Consider the following 20,599-nt stretch of genomic DNA (forward strand, 5'->3'; position numbering starts at 1 on the left):
GGTGTGCTGCCGCTCACGGGGAGCGTTGGGGGGTGGCGGCGCCGGCCCGCCGGACCGGCGCCGTTTCGTCACTTGACTCCGTAGGCCCGGATGATCGTCTGCTCGAACTTCGCGCCGTCCGGCCCGGTGGCGGTGACCCGCAGGGACACGCCCTTGTCCGTGGCGCGGTGCCCGGCCAGGGCGAGATGCCTGCCGTGGCCGGCCGGGAAGACCGGCAGCCGCTTCCAGGTCCTGCCGTCGTCGTAGGACAGGTCGGCGCTCACCCGGTGCGCGCCGGGGGCGGTGAAGCCGAGCGGCACCGGCAGCCCGCGGGGGACCTCGCCGTTGAGGTCGGTGCGCACGTCGTAGTCGACGCCGAGCAACGGGAGCCGCTTGGTGCCCTCGGCCCGGGCGGATCGGAACGTCCAGGCCGTCTGGGTGGACGTGGCGTGCCGCCATTCCTCCGAGGTCCGCGTGGTGGACAGTTCCAGGCGGTACTCGGCCTTCTCCGGCACGGCGGGGAACTGCCCCCAGATGCCCTCGCGTTCCTCGACGAGCCTGCCGTCGCGGAAGAACCTGGCCGCGGTGGTGTCCGGGTCCGGGCTGCCCCCGGCGTAGCCGAAGTTGCCCTGAGCATCCACGAACTCGGGAATGTCGACCGACAGCATGTCACCGGTCCTGGTCGGGGCGAGGTCCGGCACGTTCGCGGGTACGGCCGGCCGGACCACGGGCTCGAACCACTTCTCCGTCGCCCGCTCCCCGGCCCGGTAGGTGCGCGGGGCCGCGGTGATCCCGCCGCGCAGCGGGCCCATCGAATCGGGCGTGTGGACGTGCTGGACCACGTGCTGCCACTGAGTGTCGCCGGAGCTGACGTACTCCGTGCGCCGGTGCGGCGTCTTGCCGGTCCGCTGCTGCTCCGGTTGCGCGGCGAGCAGGTACTCCTGCCAGGGCCGCCACCCGAACCGCTGCTCGGTGGCCCACCCCACGCCGCCCGACTCGTGGTAGCTCGCATCCACCGTGGCGGTGTTGCGCCCGCTCACCGTGTGCACCATGCGGCCGGGAACATGCCCCGGGGAAATTTGCATGATGTCGTAGAGCCGATCGGGGGAGAAGTCGGCGGACACGTCGAGGACGGCGCGCTGGCGCGCCCGTTCGATCAGCCGCCGCCCCTGGTCGTGTGTGACCAGCAGCGTCGGCAACGGGTGCTGCTCAATGGTCGGCGTCCACCTCTCCCATACCGGGATGCCATCCGGCCCGATCGCGATCACGGCCGCCGCGCCGGCCTTCGCGATGCCGGCGAGCTTGGCGACATAGCCGCCGGCGCCATCGTCGGCGGTGATGACCACCGCCTTGCCCCGCGCGTTGATCTTGCTCAGCTCGCCGGCCGTGCCGGTGCCCGCATAGACCATCGGCCACCGCTCGCGGCCCGCGAACTCGGGTGAGCCGCCGCTGGGACTGACGATCAGCGGGTCGCGGGAGCCGGCGATCCTGGCGGTCACCCGCCGGGGGGTGAGCTGCCAGCGGGAGGCGAACTCGAAGGTGCCGTTGGTGACCTGCTCGGTGGGCGTGACGGCCAGCCGCTCATCGGACGGGAAGAGCGCGTAGCCGTAGGTGATCTTGCGCCGGCCGTACTCCCGGTGCGCGTGGATGGCGGTCATCCCGGCGATCTCGACGGGCTCCGGTGTCCTGATCTCGATGGGCACGGCCTTGCGCGCGTCGAAGACCATCTCCATGTCGCCGCGCACCTCGAACTCCGGGAACGCCATGAAGCCGACCATGGGAGATTCCTCCTCGGTGGCCGGCGCGTTGACGAACGCGGAATAGGTTCCTTCGGGCAGTTCGACGTCGATGCCCTGCTCGACCGCGATGAGGATCTGGTCGTCCTGGACGCTCGGGCCGAAGAGGAAGATGCCGGGGAGGAACGCCGGCGAGCCGTTGTGGTCCAGGCCCTGGAGGCGCACCCGGTGCTTGGGGGCCTTGCGGTCCAGGGCGAGCGAGGTGTGCACGGTCTCGGCCCCGCCGGTCGCGGTGGCGGTGAGGCGGCCGGTGTGCCTGCCGTACTTCAGCCCCGTCGCATCGACGCTGATCTTGACGTCGGCGCTCGTGCCGGCCGCGACGGTGACCTCGGGGGCGCTGATCCTCACCGCGCCGGGCGGCAGGGCGTCGCCGTCCAGGTTGTCCAGGTTGTCCAGGGTGGCGGTGAGTTTCAGGGTGACGGGGGCCTGGCCGGTGTTGGTGTAGGTGACGGTCGCCTCGGTGACGGCCGGGTCGCCGTCCCGGTAGGTGCCGAGGTCGGCCACGCCGGTCGCGGTCACGCTCTGGGCCGCGGCTCGCGCCACGTCCAGACGGCCGCTGCCCTGCTCGTAGGCGGTCTGGCCGTCGATGGTCTTGGTGGTGGACATCAGGCCGTTCTTGAGCTGCCCGCCGGTCCATTCGGGGTGGCGCTGGGCGAGGATCGCCGCCGCGCCCGCCACGTGCGGGGTGGCCATCGACGTGCCGGACAGCGTCGTGTAGCGGGTGTCGATGGGCGTGCCCAGGGCGGTCCCTTCGGCGCGGGCCGCGACGATGCCCACGCCGGGCGCGGTGATGTCCGGCTTGGGGGCGTTGTCCAGGCGGGGGCCGCGGCTGGAGAACTCGGCGAGCGCGTCGTTGCGGTCCACCGCGCCGACGGTGAGCGCCGAGGTGGCCGTTCCCGGCGAGCCGACCGAGTAGTCCGTGCCCTCGTTGCCCGCCGCGATCACGAACAGCGTGCCGGTCTCGGCGGTGAGCGTGTCGACGGCGACGCTGAGCGGGTCGGTGCCGTCGGTGACCCCGCCGCCCAGGCTCATGTTGATCACGTCGGCCTTGGCCTCGCGGGCCGCCCACTCCATCCCGGCGAGCACTTCGGAGTCAAAGCCGGAGCCGCAGTCGTCGAGGACCTTGCCGACGACGAGTTCGGCGCCCGGCGCGACGCCCTTGCGGGCGGGGGTGCCCGTGCCCTGCCCGGCGATGGTGGCGGCCACGTGCGTACCGTGGCCATGGCCGTCGGCGGCCGAGGGCTCCTTGGAGAAGTTCCGCTCGTCGGTGACCTTGCCGCGCAGGTCGGGGTGGTCGCGGTCGATGCCGGTGTCCAGCACGGCGACCTTGACGCCCTTGCCGTCGAACCCGGACTTCCATGCTTCCGGCGCGCCGACCTGCGGCACGCTGTGCTCGAGGGATGCGCGGACCTTGCCGTCCAGCCAGACCTTGGCCAGCCCGTCGCGCAGTTTCGGCTCGTTCGCGGCCTGTACGCCGGGGGCGGTGTCCCACAGCACCGGCAGGGCGTTCTTCTTGGGTCGTACGGCACGGGCGTTGACACTGCTCAGCGGTACGCCCTCACCGGTGTTCGCCGCTTTGACGCCCTCGCCGTAGGAGAGGATCAGCGGTAACTCCGCTGATCGCGCGTCGTCGTAGCCCTGCTCGATCAGGTCCCCGACCGCGAACAGCCGCTTGTCGATCAGGTTCTTGGCCAGGTACGGCACCATGTCGGAGGGGATGACGGAGAACTCCCCGTCCACCTCGGTGGTGTGGAACCTGATGTGTTCCCGGCCCTTGCCCGGCGCGGTGGTGGCCGCCGGCTTGCCGCCGGGGAAGCGCTGGACCGTCACCACGTCACCAGTGATCAATGTGACGCGATGGTCCGATCTGGCTGTCGCAGGGGGACCCTGAGCGGTCGCCGGTGACGTCGGCAGGAGGGGTAGGGTCAAGCCTATGGTCAGCGCCGCCCCGAGGGCGGCCGCTCGATATGTCCGGCCCATGAACGCACCGATCTTTCGAATGAATGCGAATGCCGCTCATGACAATGAAGGATCTTGCGAGGGCTGGTAAGGGATTTCGGCTGGCCAATTGCCGACATGTCGTAAAGATGACAGGTGTTGGTAAACGTCCGTCCGCCGCTCGGTCACCGGCGAACGACGTCACGCCCGCCCGCGGCCGGGCGTCCGGCCTCGCGCGGGGCACGTCCGCTACGTGATCATCGGATGGTGAACACCTATCGGGAAGTCTTCGCCGTCGGGGAGTTCCGCACCCTGTTCGGCGCCCAGACCGCGAGCATCGCCGGCAAGACCACTCAGATGCTGGCGCTGTCCACCCTGGTCTACCACCAGACCCGATCGCCGTTGCTGGCCGCCCTGGCCTACTTCGGGGGCTACCTGCCGCAGGCGATCGGCGCGCTGACGCTGCTCTCCCTGGCCGACCGGCTTCCCCCGCGCCGCCTGCTGGTCACCTGGGACCTCGTCCTGGCCGCGGTGATGGGCGTGCTCGCGTTGGGCGTGCTGCCGGTGTGGGCGATGCTGGCGATGGTGGCGGCCTGCGGCGTCTTCGACGCGGTCTCGGCCGCCGCGCGTACGGCGCTGCTGGCCGACCTGCTGCCCGGCGGCGGGTACGTGCTCGGCCGGTCGATCTTCAACATCGCCGTGGGCGGCATGCAGATCGCCGGCTTCGCGGGCGGCGGCCTGCTCATCGGCACGGTCGGGGCGACCGGCGCGCTGTGGGTGACGAGCGCGATGTTCGCGATCACCGCGACGGTCAACCGGTTAGGGCTGCGGGCCAGGCCGGCGCGCGCCACCGGGCGCGCCTCCATCGGCGAGACCTGGCGCGGCAACCGGGCGCTGTTCGCCGACCGCGGCACCCGCGGGCTGCTGCTGATCCAGTGGGTGCCCAACGGCCTGGTCGTGGGGGCCGAGGCGTTGTACGTGCCGTACGCCCCGCGGAGCGCGGGAGTGCTGTTCTGCGCGGCGGCGGGCGGGATGCTGCTCGGGGACGTACTGGTCGGCCGGTGGACCACCGCGCGCGGGCGGCGACGCCTGGCGGTGCCGCTGTTCGTGCTGCTCGCCCTGCCCTACCTCGGGTTCCTCGCCCGGCCGCCGGTGGCCGTGGCGGCCGTGCTGGTCGCGGTGGCGTCGTTCGGGTTCGCCGCGCACCTCGGCGCGCAGGAGCGCTACCTGGACGCCATCCCTGAGCGGCGGCGCGGTCAGGCACTCGGCCTGGCCGGGACCGGCCTGCTCACCGGGCAGGCGCTGGCCGCCTCGCTGTCCGGCTCGCTGGCCGAGGTGCTGCCCGTACACCAGGCCATGGCCGCGATGGCGGGGGCCTCACTGGTGGCCACCGCCTGCCTGCTGCCGCACCTGCGCTACCGCGCGGACGACGCTTCAGAGGACAGGTCGGACGACGGCTCCGGGGAGGCCGTGCGGAAGGTGTGACGGTAGGCCAGCGGCGCGACCCCGACCGCCGCGCGCAGGTGCTGGCGCAGCGAGACCGCGGTGGCGAACCCCGACCGCCTGGCCACCTCGTCCACCGGCAGGTCGGTGTGCTCCAGCAACTGCCTGGCGTGCTCGACCCGCTGCCCGGCCAGCCACCGCGCCGGGCTGACCCCGGTCTCCTCACGGAACCTGCGGGTGAAGGTCCGCACGCTCATCCGCGCGTGGGAGGCCAGCGTCGCGAGGTCGAGCGGTTCGTGCAGCCGCGTCAGCATCCAGGTGCGGGTCGGCCCGGTGCCGGACTCGCGCGCCGCGGGCAGCGGGCGCTCGACGAACTGCGCCTGCCCGCCCTCCCGCCAGGGGGCCACCACGCAGCGGCGGGCCAGCGCGTTGGCCGCCCGGCTCCCGTGGTCGCCGCGCACCACGTGCAGGCACAGGTCGATGCCCGAGCCCACGCCGGCCGAGGTCAGGATGTCGCCGTCGTCCACGAACAGCACGTCGGCGTCCAGTCGCACCTGGGGGAACAGCGCCCGGAAGCGGTCGGCCTCCCGCCAGTGGGTGGCCGCCGGCCGGCCGTCCAGCAGGCCCGCGGCGGCCAGCACGAACGAGCCCGTGCAGATCGACACCAGCCGGGCCCGGCCCGCCGCCGCGCGGAGCGCGCCGTACACCGGCTCGGGCAGCCTGCCTTCGACCAGCGGCGGGCCGTCGTGGATGCCGGGGATCACGACGGTGTCGGCCCGGCCCAGCGCGGACAGGTCGTGGTCGGGCAGGACCTGGAAACCGCCCGTCGACCGCACCGGCCCGCCGTCCGCCGAGCAGACCTCGACCTCGTAGAGTCGTCGCCGGGGCGGCTGGCCGGGCTGCTCGGCCGACCGGAACAGATGCGTGGAGATACCGAGGTCGAAGGCGACCACCTGATCGAGCAGGAGGACCGCGACCCGGTGCGTGCCGTCCTTTGCCGCGCTCATGGCTGGATCCTTTCACATATTGGCTAACCGGCCACTCGCCGGGGTGCGGCCCGTCGGAAAGCATGGCCGGGTGACTGTTACCGCTGATCGCAAGCGCGTCCGGCCGCGCCTGCACCGTGCCTGGTCCGTGGCGCTCATCGCGTTCGTGGCGATCATCGGCGCGGCCGGGTTCCGCGCCACCCCGGGTGTGCTGATCACCCCGTTGGAGGAGGAGTTCGGCTGGACCCGCGGCACGATCTCGCTGGCCGTCTCGGTCAACCTGCTTCTGTACGGCATGACCGCCCCGTTCGCCGCCGCGCTGATGGACCGGTTCGGCATGCGCAAGGTGGTGTCGGCCGCGCTCGTCCTCGTCGCGGCCGGCAGCGGGCTCACCGTCTTCATGAAGGCGAGCTGGCAGCTCGTGCTGTGCTGGGGGGTCCTCGTCGGGCTCGGCACCGGGTCGATGGCGCTCGCCTTCGCCGCCACGGTCGCCGACCGGTGGTTCGTCCGGCATCGCGGCCTGGTGACCGGCCTGCTCACCGCGGGCGGGGCCACCGGCCAGCTCATCTTCCTGCCGCTGCTCGCCTACCTGGCCGGTGACCACGGCTGGCGTACGGCCTCGCTGACGGTGGCCGCCGCGGCGCTCGCCGTCGTCCCGATGGTGTGGCTGCTGCTGCGCGATCACCCCGCGGACGTCGGCACCACGGCGCTGGGCGCGCCGCCCGGGGCGCGGCCCGCGCCTCCGCCTGCGGGCGGGGCCGGTGCGCGGGCCCTGCGGGTGCTCGGGTCGGCGGCGCGCACCCGGCCGTTCTGGCTGCTCGCCGGGGGGTTCGCGATCTGCGGCGCGAGCACCAGCGGGCTGATCCAGACCCACTTCATCCCGGCCGCGCACGACCACGGGATGGCCGAGCCGGTCGCGGCCGGGCTGCTCGCCCTGGTGGGCGTCTTCGACATCGTCGGGACCGTGCTCTCCGGCTGGCTCAGCGACCGCGTCGACCCGCGGGTCCTGTTGTGCGCCTACTACGCCCTGCGCGGGGTGTCGCTGCTCATCCTGCCGAGCCTGTTCTCGGCCACCGCCGAGCCGAGCATGCTGATCTTCATCATCTTCTACGGGCTGGACTGGGTGGCCACGGTACCGCCCACCGTCGCCCTGTGCCGCGCCGCCTACGGCCAGGACGGCGCGGTCGTCTTCGGCTGGGTCTTCGCCTCCCACCAGGTCGGCGCGGGCATCGCGGCCATCGCCGCGGGGCTCACCCGCGACGCGCTCGGGGAGTACACCCTGGCGTGGTACGGCGCGGGCCTGCTCTGCGCCATCGCCGCCGTCATGTCGATCCGGATCTCCCGGCAGGCATCCTTGAAGGGTGAACCAGTCGCAGGATGAGACACAAGGGGACAAGCGGGTCCTGCCGATCGTCGTCCGCATCGAGCGGGCCACGCCGCCGGGGCGAACCGACGCCCTGGAGGCCGCCGCCCGCGCGGTGCTGACGCTGCTCGACGACCTGCGCTCGGCCGAGCAGGGGGAATGGTCCGCGGCCGTGCGCGAATGGGAACGGCTCGGCATCAGGAAGGTCGTACGGCGGGCGCGGGGCGCGGAGTGGCGGCGGGTCCTGGACCTGCCCGGGATCACCGTCACGCACGGCACGGCCGAGGTGCGGGTGCATCCGCCGGTGCCGCTGGACGACTGGCCGAAGGACCTGAGCAGGCTCCAGGTCCGCGGCACCGAACTGGAGGACACCGCCCCGCCGCCCGTGCCCCCGGCGGAGGGCGTGGTGCTCTGGATCAACCCGGGGCTGACCATGTCGGCGGGCAAGGCCATGGCCCAGGCGGGGCACGCGGCGCAGCTCGCCTGGTGGGGGAGCGAGGAGGCGGCCCGCAAGGCGTGGCGGGAGGCGGGGCTGGCGCTCGCCGTCCGGGCCGCGGCCCCCGGCCAGTGGGAACGGCTCGCGGGCAGCGGCCTGCCGGTGGTCCGCGACGCGGGGTTCACCGAGATCGAGCCGGGCTCGTGCACGGTCGTCGCCGAGGCCCCGTGGCTGGAGGCACCCGGCTACCGCCCGCCCGGCGAAGGCCCCCTGCGCGACGCCGGTTGAACCGGCTAGACCGGTGGCCTGCGGGCGGCCGGTCGCTGTCCGCCGGGGAGGGCGCGCGGCGCGACGCCGGCTGACCCGGCCTGGGCGGTGGCCTGCGGGCGGCCGGTCCCCGTCCGCCCGGCGAACAACCGCTGCGCGAGCCGGTTGACCCGCGGCCTTGTGGAGGCCGGGACGATGGCCCTGGCCGGTGGCCTGCGCACGGCCGTGGCCGCCCGCTGGGCGGTGGTCCGCGCGCGGCCGGTGGCCGCCCGCCGGGGAGGGCGCGCTGCGCGACGCCGGTTGAACCGGCCAGACCGGTGGCCCTCGCGGAGCCGGTCGCTGTCCGCCCGGCGAACAACCGCTGCGCGAGCCGGTTGACCCGGCGGCCTCGTGGAGGCCGGGGCGATGGCCCTGGCCGGTGGCCTGCGCACGGCCGTGGCCGCCCGCCTGGGCGGCGGGCCGATTTCGGTGGCCCTACTCTGTCCGGGGCGGGGTCTCAGGTGAGCGGGAGTACGTCGGCGTAGACGCCGCCCTCGGGGGTGAGCCGCCCGGGGGCGGGGCTGTCGTAGACCACCATGAGGGAGCCGTCGCCGAGCACGGTCATGCCCTCCGGGTGGTCGTCGCCGACGCCGTACGCCAGCTCGACGACCGGCTCCAGGTCCGACGCCGCCACCACCTCGGCGGACGCCGGGCCGGCCGCCCCCATCGCGCCTCGCCACCGCAGCACCCGGACCGGGCCGTCCAGGTCCATGCTGGGCCCCGCGAGGATCAACAGGTCATCGCCGTGCGGGCACAGGTCGCGTACCCCCAGGCCGCGCAGGTTCAAGAAGTGCTTGCGATACCGCGCCCCCGGCCCTTCTCCGCCAGGGATCTCCGCCAGCCGCAGCCGGTCGCGCCGATGGGCTCGGGGCCGGATCTCCAGCAGCACCGCCCAGCCGCGCAGCACCGGCCCGCGCAGCCCGATGAGCACCCGCTCCCCCCGTATGGCGATGCCCTCGATGTCCAGGCCGTTGTCCTTGCCCGGTATGTCGAGGAACGGGGACAGGTGCGGGTCCTCGGCCAGCATGTCGGCCAGGTTGGCGTCTGGACCGGCCAGGATGCCCGCGGCGCGCTCGCCGTCCTCGCGGACCGGGCGGACGTACGGCGTGCCCTCGCCGACCAGCGGAAGGCGCAGCAGGACGAAACGGTTCTCCTCGCGCAGCACGGTGGCGAGCCGGCGGCGCGCCTTCTGTGGCTCGGCGGACTTGACCCGGCGGCGTTTGAGGCTGTGCGAGCCCACCGCCCACAGCCAGCCGTCGTCGCGGGCCAGCCCTTCGATGTCGGCCTCCTCGTCGCGCCCGGCGGGCAGGTCCACGTAGTCGGCCAGGGCGAAGCCGCGCTGTCCCTCGTAGCGGCCCGCACGCGGGACCAGGTGCTCGATGGTGGCGGTCTCGTCCCCGGCCAGCCACAGTCCGTGACCGTCGGTGCGGATGGCGGAGAGGTTGGTGTGGGTCTGGAGGTCACGTGAGTCGTCGTTGAAGCGGAGTTCCACCCGGTGCTGCGGCATGGGGACATCATGACAGCGCGTACGCGAGCCGCCGAGTGGTTCCCTTGATATACCGACCTGACCTGAACTTTCATGAAATCCAGTGAAAGATGGGCCCTTTGCCGTACGCTTCGGAGCGTGCCGGATGGGGTCGGTGGGGCTCCAGTGATGCAGGAGACCATCCGTCCCTGGCACGCGCATCAACCGATCCCACGCCGGTTACACACCGGTACGGGTTTGCCATAGACGCGCGGCCCCGGGGCGCCGCGACCGCCATGGTGGTCGCCACGCCCCGCCGCCACGCCGACCGGGCGAGGTGACGCCCGGGCCGATCGCCGCGCCATCGGCCCGTCCGCCCCTCGCCCGGCTTGCGCCCCCGCCCGGTCATGTCGCGATCGCAGGTTCAGCATCTCCCTGGATGGGGAGGTACGCGGTGTTCTGCCGGTACATGACGTTCGGGGGGTACTCGTGGCCGAACTGCTCGCCGTCGTCTACCGCGACCCTGGCGTCGCGGGCCTGGTACGCGACGGGCTGCTCAGGTCACGGGTCAAGGACCTGGCCCAGATCGCCGACATCGTGATGGCCGAATGCGAGGGCGACGGCCGCCTCGCGCTGCGTCAGTCGCACACCACCGCCGCCGCCGGCCCCGTGGGCCACACTCTGTGGGGCGGGCTGATCGGGCTGATCTTCTTCATGCCGCTCGTCAACGTGGCGCTCGCCACGGCGGGCGGCGAGTCCCCGGCCCCGGTGACCGGCCCCGGCGGCGACGACACCTTCCTGCCCCGCCTCGCCGAGGCCCTCACCCCGGGCAGCGCCGCCGTGTTCGTGCTCGCCGTTCCGGCCGCGCCGCGCCGGCTGCTCGACACGCTCGCGCCGTACGGCGGGCGGATCGTCAGCACGACCCTCGGCCACGCCGCCGAACGCCAGCTGCGCGACGCGCTGGCCGTCGTCCGCCCCCGGCACTGACGGGTGGCCTGGGCACTGGACGCGGACCCGGGACAGGGGCGGGAGAGACTGGAGGGGAGACCAGCCTTCTCACGAGGGACGGAGGACGATCGTGGCGCGATCCGGCACCCCCGAGAGTTCCAGGGAGAGCCCCGAGCACGCCCGGGGCGACGGCGACGACCGGCGCGACAGGGGCCTTCGGCCGTGGCGGGCCGAAGGGCTGCCCGGCGGCGGCCCGCAGCGCCCGCGGATCAACTGGTGGCGCTTCGCGGTCACCCTGCTCGCCGCCTACGCCGTGTTCTTCGTGATCTCGACGTTCTTCGACGCGGGGGCCATGGAGACCATCTCCTACACGCAGTTCACCAAGCAGGTGCAGGCGGGCAACGTCAAGGAGGTCTACGCCCAGGGCTACTCCATCGAGGGCGACCTGAAGAAGGCCGCCGCCGACCCCGACAACGAGGGCGTCACCTACACCAGGTTCCGCACCGAACGGCCGGCGTTCGCGGAGGACGACATCTATCGCGAACTGGTCCGGCACGACGTCGTGGTCAGCGCGGAGCCGATCGCCCAGCAGCGTGGGTTCCTGCTCAACCTGCTGCTCGCGCTGTTGCCGGTGCTGCTGCTCGCCGGGCTGTGGTTCTGGCTGCTGCGCCGTTCGGCGAGCATGATGGGCGGCGGCGGGCCGGGCGGCGGGCTCGGCGGCATCGGCGGGCTGGGCCGGTCGAAGGCCGCCAAACCGGTGGAGAGCGGCAAGATCCGCGTCAACTTCGACGACGTGGCGGGGATCGACGAGGTGGAGAACGAACTCGTCGAGATCGTCGACTACCTCAAGGACCCGGACAAATACCGCAGGCTCGGCGCCAAGCTGCCCAAGGGCGTGCTGCTCGCCGGGCCGCCCGGCACCGGCAAGACCCTCCTGGCCAGGGCGGTCGCCGGCGAGGCCGACGTGCCGTTCTTCAGCGCGAGCGCGTCGGAGTTCATCGAGATGATCGTCGGCGTCGGCGCGTCGCGGGTGCGCGAACTGTTCGAGGAGGCCCGCAAGGTCGCGCCCAGCATCATCTTCATCGACGAGATCGACGCCATCGGACGTACTCGCGGCGGGGCCACGATCGGCGGGCACGACGAACGCGAGCAGACGCTCAACCAGATCCTCACCGAGATGGACGGCTTCACCGGCTCCGAGGGCGTCATCGTCATCGCCGCCACCAACCGGCCGGAGGTGCTCGACCCGGCGCTGCTGCGGCCTGGACGGTTCGACCGCACGGTGATGGTCGCGCCGCCGGACGCGGCCGGGCGTACGGAGATCCTCAAGGTGCACACCCGCGGGGTGCCGCTCGCACCCGACGTGGACCTCGGCAGGCTCGCCAAGACCAGTCCCGGCATGACCGGCGCCGACCTCGCCAACCTGGTCAACGAGGCGGCCCTGCTGGCCGCCAAGCGGGGCGAGAACGCGGTGCGCAGCGCCGACTTCGCAGACGCCCTGGAAAAGCTCCAGCTCGGCACGGCACGCGCGATCGTCATGCCGGAGGAGGAGCGCCGTCGTACCGCCTTCCACGAGGCCGGGCACGCCCTGCTCGGCATGCTCCAGCCCGGCGCGGACCCGGTACGCAAGATCTCCATCATCCCGCGCGGGCGCGCGCTCGGCGTCACCCTCTCCACGCCGGAGAGCGACCGCTACGCCTACGACGAGCGCTACCTGCGCGGGCGGATCATCGGCGCGCTCGGCGGGATGGCGGCCGAGGGCCTCGTCTACAACGTGATCACCACCGGCTCGGAGAGCGACCTGGAACAGGTCACCGCGATCGCGCGCGGCATGGTCGGACGGTGGGGCATGTCCGAGAGGATCGGCCCCCTCACCATCCTGCCCGGTTCGTCCCAGGACGGCCCGCCGGCCGCCGCCCCCGCGACGCTCGCGGCGGTGGACGAGGAGGCCAGGCGGATCGTGGAGGAGTGCTACGCGGTGGCGCGCCGGGTGCTCGCCGAGAACCGCGACCGCCTCGAAGCCATCGTCATCGCCCTCCTCGAAGAGGAGACCCTGGACGAGACCCAGGCGTACACCGCGGCGGGCCTCGCCCCCGCCCCCAAGCACACCTCCGCCCCCCTCCTCCCCGAGCCGCCCGGCTGACCGCGGTTCACAGTTCGCCGCGGTGCCAGGCGTCTGACTCGGCGTCGAGCGCGGGCATGTCGGGGCGGGGCGGCCGGGCGTGGTCGATCCAGTGGCGCAGCAGCCGCGCCAGCGTGGTCACGTCCTGCCGGCGGACCGACCGGTTGACGGCGAAGTACGCGACGATCGGGCCGGTGAGCGGGTCGGCGGCGTCGCAGTGGGCGCACAACAGCACCTCACCGAGCCCGCGGACCCGGTTTCCCGAGGCGTTGGTCCAGGTGCGCGGGAGGCGGAGTACGGCGAGCACGTCGCCGGTGCGGCAGCGGGGGCACCTCACCTCCCGGCTCATGCGCCACCGATCGAGCCCGCGCCCAGCAGCGCCTTGATGTCACCGTAGAAGGCCGGCTGCGCGGCGACCTGGAAGGGCTCCAGGCGCAGCAGCAGGGGCCCGGCCCCCTGCCGGAGCAGCCGCACGTGCACCGGGGCCGGGCCGGGATGGGCGTTCAGGATGTGCTTGAACTCCCGGACCAGCCGGCCGGTGACATGGCTCTCCTGAAGGACGATCACCACGGGCGGCTCGGCGGCGGTGGCGGCGACGTCCAGCGTGGCGAGCTCCTCGCCGTAGACGCTCAGCGTCTCGTCCCGCACGTTGATCCGGCCCCGCACACTGATCACCCGGTCCTCGGCCAGGGTCTCGCCGTACAGCGCGTAGGTCTTGGGGAAGATCAGGCACTCCACGGAGGCGTCGTGGTCCTCCAGCGAGACGATCGCCCACGGGCTGCCCTGCTTGGTGACCTTGCGTTGCAGGCCGGAGACGATGCCGCTGACCCGTACCGCGCCCTCCTGCCGCCCGGAGGCCAGCAGGTCGGCGATCGTGGTGTCGCGGTTGGCGGCCAGGACGCGTTCCGCGCCGTCCAGGGGGTGGGCGGAGACGTACAGGCCGAGCATCTCGCGCTCGTAGGCGAGCAGGTCGGCACGGTCCCACTCACCGTCCGGGACGGCGACCGAGAAGACGGCGTCGCCCCGGCCGGGGTCGCCGAACAGCGAGTCCTGGCCGTGGGCCTCGTTGCGCTTGACGTCGATCACCGCGTCGATGGCCTGCTCGTGTACCGCGACCAGGCCCGCCCGGTCGTGTCCAAGGCTGTCGAACGCGCCCGCCTTGGCCAGCGACTCGATCACCCGCTTGTTGCAGACCACCGGCGGGACCTTGGCCAGGCAGTCGTTGAAGTCGGTGTAGGGGCCCTTGGCCTCCCGGGTGGTGACGATGGCCTCCACCACGTTGGCGCCGACGTTGCGCACCGCGCCCAGCCCGAACCGCACGTCGGAGCCGACCGCCGCGAAGTCCAGCCGGCTCGCGTTGACGTCGGGGGGCAGCACCCGGATGCCCAGCCGGCGGCAGTCCGACAGGTAGACGGCCATCTTGTCCTTGTCGTCGCCGACGGAGGTGAGCAGCGCGGCCAGGTACTCCGGCGGGTGGTTGGCCTTCAGATAGGCCGTCCAGTAGGAGACCAGGCCGTATCCGGCCGTGTGCGACTTGTTGAAGCCGTAGCCGCTGAACGGGACCAGGACGTCCCAGACCGCCTTGATCGCCTCGTCGGAGCAGCCGCGGTCGCGCATGCCCGCGGCGAACCTGTCCCACTCGGCGTCCAGGACCTCCTTCTTCTTCTTGCCCATCGCCCGGCGCAGCATGTCGGCGGCGCCGAGGGAGTACCCGGCCAGTTGCTGGGCGATGGCCATCACCTGCTCCTGGAACACCACCAGGTGGTAGGTGTCGCCGAGGATGGGCTCCAGAGCGTCGGCGAGTTCGGGGTGGATCGGCTCGATCGGCTGCTTGCCGGTCTTGCGTAGCGCGTAGTTGGTGTGGGCGTTCATCTCCATCGGCCCCGGCCGGTAGAGCGCGTTCACCGCGGCGATGTCGGTGAACGTGGTGGGCTGCATCAGCCGCAGCAGCACGCGCATGCCGCCGCTGTCCAACTGGAAGACCCCGAGGGTGTCGCCGCGTGCCAGCATCTCGTACGTCGTGGCGTCGTCCAGCGGGATGTCGAGGATGTCGATGTCGATCCCCTTGTTGGCGCGGACGTTCGCGATGGTGTCGCCGATCACGGTGAGGTTGCGCAGGCCGAGGAAGTCCATCTTGAGCAGGCCCATGTCCTCGGCCTGGGTGAACGGGAAGCCGGTGATGACCGGCCCGTCGGCCTTCGGCCTGGCCAGCGGGAGCACGTCGACCAGCGGCTCGCTGGACAGGATCACGCCCGCGGCGTGGATCCCGGTGCCCCTGGTCAGGCCCTCCACACCGGTCGCGGTCTCGATCACCCGCCTGACCTCGGGGTCCTGCTCGTACATCGCGCGAAGCTCGGCGGCCTCGCCGTGCCGGGGATGGCGCTCGTCGAGGATGGCCGCCAGCGGGATCTCCTTGCCGCCGACGGCCGCGGGGAACGCCTTGGTGATCCGGTCGCCCAGGGCGTACGGCAGGCCCAGCACCCGGCAGGAGTCCTTGATCGCGGCCTTGGCCTTGATCGTGCCGAAGGTGACGATCTGGCAGACCCGGTCCTCGCCGTACTTGCGGGTCACGTAGTCGATCACCTCGTCCCGCCGCCGGTCGTCGAAGTCGAGATCGACGTCGGGCATGGTGACCCGCTCGGGGTTGAGGAAGCGCTCGAAGATCAGTTTGTGCTCGATCGGGTCGAGCTGGGTGATGCCCGTGCAGTAAGCGACCATCGAGCCGGTGGCCGAACCGCGGCCGGGGCCGAGGCCGATGCCGTTCTCCCTGGCGTACCGGCAGATGTCGGCGACGACCAGGAAGTAGCCGGGAAAGCCCATGGCGTCGATCACGGACAGCTCGTAGTCGATGCGGTCGAGGACTTCGCGGGGCGGATCGCCCTGGTAGCGGCGGCGTGCGCCGTCGAGGGTCTCGGCGCGCAGCCAGCTCGACTCGGTCTCGCCCGCGGGCACCGGGAAGCGCGGCGTGAGGTCGCGGTGGGCGAACACCTCGCCGTAGTCGCCGATCCGCTCGGCGATCAGCAGCGTGTTGTCGCAGGCCCCGGGGACCTCGGCGTCCCACAGCGCGCGCATCTCGGCGGCCGTCTTGACGTGGTAGCCGCTGCCGCTGAACCGGAAGCGTTCGGTGTCGGCCAGGCGTTTGCCGGTGCCGATGCACAGCAGCGCGTCGTGCGCCTGTGCCTGGTCCTCGGTCACGTAGTGGGAGTCGTTGGTGGCCAGCGGCGGCAGGCCAAGGTCGCGGCCGAGTCTCAGCAGGTCGTCGCGGACCCGGCGCTCGATGGCGATGCCGTGGTCCATCAATTCCAGGAAGTAGTTGTCCGGGCCGAAGAGGTCGCGGTGGCGGGCGGCGGCCTCGCGGGCCTCGTCGTACTGGCCGAGGCGCAGCCGGGTCTGCACCTCGCCGGAGGGGCAGCCGGTGGTGGCGATGATGCCCTGGCCGTGTTCGGCGAGCAGTTCGTCATCCATGCGGGGATATTTCTGGACATGCCCTTCCAGCCAGGCGCGGGACTGGAGCCGGAACAGGTTGCGCAGCCCGTCCGCGTCGGCCGCCCACATCGTCATGTGCGTGTACAGGCCGCGCCCGGAGACGTCACCGCCCTCGCCGGTGTCGTCGTTGGAACGGCGCAGCGCGAGGTTGTCGCTGTAGAACACCGGCCCGCGGTGCCGGCGCGAGGCCGGCGCCACGTACGCCTCGATGCCGATGATCGGCTTGACGCCGGCCTTGCGGGCGGCATGGAAGAACTCGTACGCGCCGTGCAGGTTGCCGTGGTCGCTCATCGCCACGGCGGGCATCCGCTGCCGGGAGACCTCCTCCATCAGCAGGCCGACCTTGGCGGCGCCGTCGAGCATGCTGTACTCCGTGTGCACGTGCAGGTGCACGAAGGATCCCATCGGCGACCACTCCCGCTGGTTGTAGGCTCGTCCGCGACCCGTGCATTCGACCCGAGAGCAGGCGGCATTGTCCAACAACCGACACGCCGCGAAAGCACAACAGATGGTTGTGCCCGAGGGTGCCGATCTCGACCTGGCGGCGGTCCGCGCCTTCATCGCCGTCACCGAGGAGCAGTACTTCAGCGAGGCCGCGACCAGGCTGGGGATCACCCAGCAGGCGATCTCCAAGCGGGTCGCCAGACTGGAGGCGGACCTCGGCGTGCGGCTGTTCCTCCGCTCCCGCAACGGGGCCGGCCTCACCACGGACGGCCGGGCCTTCCTGCCGCACGCCCGCGCCCTGGTGAGCACCGCCGACCAGGCCCTGCAAGCGCTGCGCGACCGAAGCCGCCGCCTGCGGGTGGACGTGCTGGACACCCGGCTGGCCTCCCTCGACCTGGTCCGCGACTTCCACCAGACCATCGAAGGCGCCGACGTCGAGATCATCACCTCCAACGGCCTCAGGTCGGCACGCGGCACCCTCCCCCAGGGCACCATCGACGCCGCCTTCGCCCGCGCCACCGGCCCGCTGGCGGACGGCCTGCGCGCCACGCCCGCCTACCTGGAGGCCAACTGCCTGATCGTCGGCCTCGACCACCCGCTCGCCGCCGAGCGGGAGGTGTCCATGGAACGGCTGTCCGGCGTGACGGTCTGGATGCCCGGCAACGCGCGGGGCAGCGAGTGGGGCGAGTACTACCGCCTGCTGGGCGCCGAATTCGACGTCCGCATCGACACCTCGGGACCCGACTTCGGCTGGGAACACTACGTGGCCGAGATCGTCGCCGCCGACCGCATCGGCCTGGCCGGCGAACGCTGCCGCCTGCCCTGGCACCCCCGCACGGTCCAGATCCCCCTGGTGAACCCCTGCCCGGTCTACCCGACCTCCCTGCTATGGCACCACCAAAACCACCACCCGCTACTGCGATCACTGATCCGCTTCATCAAGACCCGATTTCGCCCTTACAATCCCGCTCACGAATGGCTCCCCATCCCCGACCGCCCCGCTTTCACCCCCACCTGACGGCTCGTCGCGGAATTCGGTCGACGGCATTCTGGCATCCGCCTGCTCGCCGACGCCGGACCTGGTAATCGATTTGGATAGCGTCGGGGCGGTCCTGGAAAGAAGGCGTTGACGGCCGCCTTCGGGGACCACTATGACACCGTGATCGAGCCCCGCACGATCGCGCACGAGCCTGGCGGCTACCTCAGGCTTGAGCCGGATAAATGGGAGAACATCTAATCGGAGAACGGGCGGGCTCCTGAGAAGGCGCGAAAGCGGGCCGGCTCTCGGACGTCGTGGTCGCGCGTGCCGGCCGTGCCGATGGGTAATCGCTCGTCCGTCACTTCTCGTGCAGGCGAGGGGCGGGCCGGGCATCGTCCTGATCGTGGGCGGAGCGTTTGTTCTGGGCCGCCGGGCGGATCACGATCTCGCTGGCCTCTACCTCGCGCGGCTGTCCGATCGCGCGATGGCGTGCCGGTTCATGTTGCGGGCGGACCTCCTCGCGGACCCGGGGTCATCGATGGAGTCGGAGAGTTCGGTACGCACATAACCCGGCTTCGGCACGCCGTCGGCTTCGGCACGCCGTCGGCTTCGGCACGCCGTCGGCCGGCTCCAGTCGCAGTCATTCCATCAGGGTGTGCACGGCGCTCTGGGGCACGGCGTAGACCGCCATCGTGGGCGTGATCCGAGGTGACCGTGCCCCTGCTCGCGGTACAAGACGGCCGCCAGGTCGGCCGAACGCGGCCGGTGGATCAGGATTACATTTTCCCGATTCGCAGTCCCGGCTATTGAGACCTGAAGCCGGGAGGTATGCGACTGCCATAGTCGATAAGGAGGATCGGCGAAGCGGTCGGCTGATGTTCCGGGGCAGAGCCGTCGCCGCTTCCGGAATCTGGCTCTGCCCGTGAGGTGACCCGGTTCAGCCGTGACGAAACATCAGGTGGGGTCGGCGGGCGAGACCGGGAGGTAGATACGGCCGCCGGAGGCGTTGAACTCGGCGGCCTTCTCGCGCAGGCCCTCGGCCAGGGCCTGCTCCTCGTCCAGGCCGCGCCCGGCGGCGTACGCCCGTACGTCCCGCGTGATCTTCATCGAGCAGAAGTGCGGGCCGCACATCGAGCAGAAGTGCGCGGTCTTGGCGGGCGCGGCGGGCAACGTCGCGTCGTGGAACGCCCGCGCGGTGTCCGGGTCGAGGGAGAGGTTGAACTGGTCCTCCCACCGGAAGTCGAACCGCGCGTCCGAAAGCGCGTCGTCCCACGCCTGCGCGCCCGGATGCCCCTTGGCCAGGTCCGCGGCGTGTGCGGCGATCTTGTAGGCGATCACCCCGGCCTTGACGTCATCGCGGTCCGGAAGCCCTAGGTGCTCCTTGGGCGTGACGTAGCAGAGCATCGCGGTGCCGTACCAGCCGATCATCGCCGCGCCGATCGCCGAGGTGATGTGGTCATACCCCGGCGCGATGTCGGTGGTCAGCGGCCCGAGCGTGTAGAACGGCGCGTCGTCGCACCACTCCCGTTGCAGGTCGACGTTCTCCTTGATCTTGTGCATCGGGATGTGCCCGGGGCCCTCGTTCATCACCTGGTTGTCATACTCGGCGGCGATCCGGGTGAGTTCACCCTGGGTGCGCAGTTCGGCGAACTGGGCCTCGTCATTGGCGTCGGAGATCGACCCGGGCCGCAATCCATCGCCCAACGACCAGGTCACGTCGTACGCGGCGAAGATCTCGCACAGCTCCCGGAAGTGGGTGTACAGGAAGTTCTGGCGGTGATGCGCCAGACACCACGCCGCCATGATCGAACCACCGCGCGACACGATGCCCGTACGGCGGCGGGCCGTCAGCGGCACGTACTCCAGCAGTACGCCCGCGTGCACCGTCATGTAGTCCACGCCCTGCTCGGCCTGCTCGACCACGGTGTCTCGGAAGACCTCCCAGGTCAGCTCGGCCGGATCGCCACCGACCTTCTCCACGGCCTGGTAGAGCGGAACCGTCCCGACCGGGACGGGCGAATTGCGCAGGATCCACTCGCGCGTGGTGTGAATGTCCCTGCCGGTGGACAGGTCCATGATGGTGTCGGCGCCCCAGCGGGTCGCCCAGGTCATCTTGGCCACCTCCTCCTCGATCGAGGACGCCACCGCCGAGTTGCCGATGTTGGCGTTCACCTTCACCAGGAAGTTCCGGCCGATGATCATCGGCTCCAGCTCCGGATGGTTGACGTTGGCGGGCAACACCGCCCGGCCCGCCGCCAGCTCGCCCCGGACCACCTCCGGCTCGACCCCTTCCCGGAGCGCGACGAACTCCATCTCAGAGGTGATCTCCCCACGCCGCGCATAAGCGCGCTGCGTCACCGCCCCCGCCCCACTCGCCCGGCGAGGCGACCGCTCAGCGAACGCCGCCGCGTTCCGCAGCGGATCCCCCGAACGCCGCCCATCATCCTCGGGCCGCACCGTACGCCCGGTGTACGACACCGTGTCACCGCGCCCGGCGATCCAGCCCGCACGTAGCGCGGGCAGCCCGCACCGCACGTCGGCGTCGTAGTCCGGGTCGGTGTACGGCCCAGAGGTGTCATAGAGCACCACGGCACCCCCATCAGTGAGCGCCACCTCCCGCATCGGCACCCGCAGATCCGCCCGCTCTCCGTGCAAATACACCTTGCGGGCACGTGTCATCGCAGTGTCGGTCATGACGACTCGATCTCTCCCTACGCCGGCATTACCCGGTCAGGTTCCAGCGGTCAGCAGCCGTCTCAGCCACAATCTCAGCCCGGTTCACCGGACCCCCGCGATCTGTCGTGTCCAACCCTAACCCACACCCTCCCTTCGCCACAGCCCCCACGTGAGTGATCACTTGAAAGGATGAAGCCGTCGAGCACGGCCATGCGGCTTGGTAGTGGATATC

Annotated in this window: 13 protein-coding genes and 1 riboswitch; of the genes, 6 read left to right on the top strand and 7 right to left on the bottom strand. The window is 71.7% G+C overall.

Annotation, left to right across the window (positions count from 1 at the left end):
* Positions 1-68: 68 nt before the first annotated feature.
* A complete protein-coding gene (locus ACH34R_RS07355; RefSeq protein WP_397560525.1) occupies positions 69-3,623 on the bottom strand; it encodes a S8 family peptidase in 3,555 nt (1,184 codons plus the stop codon).
* Between the two features lie 357 nt (positions 3,624-3,980).
* Here ACH34R_RS07355 and ACH34R_RS07360 point away from each other — a divergent pair, with 357 nt between their 5' ends.
* A complete protein-coding gene (locus ACH34R_RS07360) occupies positions 3,981-5,198 on the top strand; it encodes an MFS transporter (protein ID WP_397560526.1) in 1,218 nt (405 codons plus the stop codon).
* On the opposite strand, the gene ACH34R_RS07365 is transcribed toward ACH34R_RS07360, so the two are convergent.
* Positions 5,129-6,163 carry a GlxA family transcriptional regulator gene (locus tag ACH34R_RS07365; protein ID WP_397560527.1) on the bottom strand — a complete coding sequence of 345 codons (1,035 nt, stop codon included), beginning with the start codon at positions 6,161-6,163 and terminating at the stop codon, positions 5,129-5,131. The two genes, ACH34R_RS07360 and ACH34R_RS07365, sit on opposite strands and share 70 nt — an antisense overlap.
* A gap of 70 nt (positions 6,164-6,233) precedes the next feature.
* Between ACH34R_RS07365 and ACH34R_RS07370 the strand changes: the two genes are divergently transcribed.
* Positions 6,234-7,523, top strand: coding sequence for an MFS transporter (locus tag ACH34R_RS07370; protein ID WP_397560528.1), 1,290 nt, complete (start codon positions 6,234-6,236; stop codon positions 7,521-7,523).
* Positions 7,504-8,229 carry a peptidyl-tRNA hydrolase gene (locus ACH34R_RS07375; RefSeq protein WP_397560529.1) on the top strand — a complete coding sequence of 242 codons (726 nt, stop codon included), beginning with the start codon at positions 7,504-7,506 and terminating at the stop codon, positions 8,227-8,229. The genes ACH34R_RS07370 and ACH34R_RS07375 overlap by 20 nt, the downstream gene beginning before the upstream one ends.
* A gap of 5 nt (positions 8,230-8,234) precedes the next feature.
* On the opposite strand, the gene ACH34R_RS07380 is transcribed toward ACH34R_RS07375, so the two are convergent.
* Positions 8,235-8,429, bottom strand: coding sequence for a hypothetical protein (locus tag ACH34R_RS07380; protein ID WP_397560530.1), 195 nt, complete (start codon positions 8,427-8,429; stop codon positions 8,235-8,237).
* A gap of 275 nt (positions 8,430-8,704) precedes the next feature.
* A complete protein-coding gene (locus ACH34R_RS07385; protein WP_397560531.1) occupies positions 8,705-9,754 on the bottom strand; it encodes a DUF3616 domain-containing protein in 1,050 nt (349 codons plus the stop codon).
* 447 nt (positions 9,755-10,201) lie between these two features.
* On the opposite strand from ACH34R_RS07385, the gene ACH34R_RS07390 reads away from it, so the two are divergent.
* Positions 10,202-10,699: a DUF1269 domain-containing protein gene (locus tag ACH34R_RS07390; protein ID WP_397560532.1), complete on the top strand. Its 498-nt coding sequence runs from the start codon at positions 10,202-10,204 to the stop codon at positions 10,697-10,699.
* Positions 10,700-10,790: 91 nt separating this feature from the next.
* A complete protein-coding gene (gene ftsH / locus ACH34R_RS07395) occupies positions 10,791-12,803 on the top strand; it encodes an ATP-dependent zinc metalloprotease FtsH (RefSeq protein ID WP_397560533.1) in 2,013 nt (670 codons plus the stop codon).
* A gap of 7 nt (positions 12,804-12,810) precedes the next feature.
* On the opposite strand, the gene ACH34R_RS07400 is transcribed toward ftsH, so the two are convergent.
* A complete protein-coding gene (locus ACH34R_RS07400; protein ID WP_397560534.1) occupies positions 12,811-13,131 on the bottom strand; it encodes a DUF6300 family protein in 321 nt (106 codons plus the stop codon).
* Positions 13,128-16,673 (bottom strand): DNA polymerase III subunit alpha, encoded by a 3,546-nt coding sequence (gene dnaE / locus ACH34R_RS07405; RefSeq protein WP_397560535.1) that lies wholly within the window; start codon positions 16,671-16,673, stop codon positions 13,128-13,130. Before dnaE ends, ACH34R_RS07400 begins: the two co-directional genes overlap by 4 nt.
* Before the next feature lie 103 nt (positions 16,674-16,776).
* Between dnaE and ACH34R_RS07410 the strand changes: the two genes are divergently transcribed.
* Entirely contained in the window at positions 16,777-17,730 is a 954-nt protein-coding gene (locus ACH34R_RS07410; RefSeq protein WP_397560536.1) for a LysR family transcriptional regulator, read from the top strand.
* 915 nt (positions 17,731-18,645) lie between these two features.
* Here the strand turns inward: ACH34R_RS07410 and thiC are convergent.
* Positions 18,646-20,385, bottom strand: a complete 1,740-nt coding sequence (gene thiC / locus ACH34R_RS07415) for a phosphomethylpyrimidine synthase ThiC (protein ID WP_397560537.1) — start codon at positions 20,383-20,385, stop codon at positions 18,646-18,648.
* Positions 20,381-20,494: riboswitch (TPP riboswitch) on the bottom strand. (Overlaps the previous gene by 5 nt.)
* Between the last annotated feature and the right edge of the window lie 105 nt (positions 20,495-20,599).

The sequence above is a fragment of the Spongiactinospora sp. 9N601 genome, assembly GCF_044326295.1.
Lineage (GTDB): Bacteria > Actinomycetota > Actinomycetes > Streptosporangiales > Streptosporangiaceae > Spongiactinospora > Spongiactinospora gelatinilytica.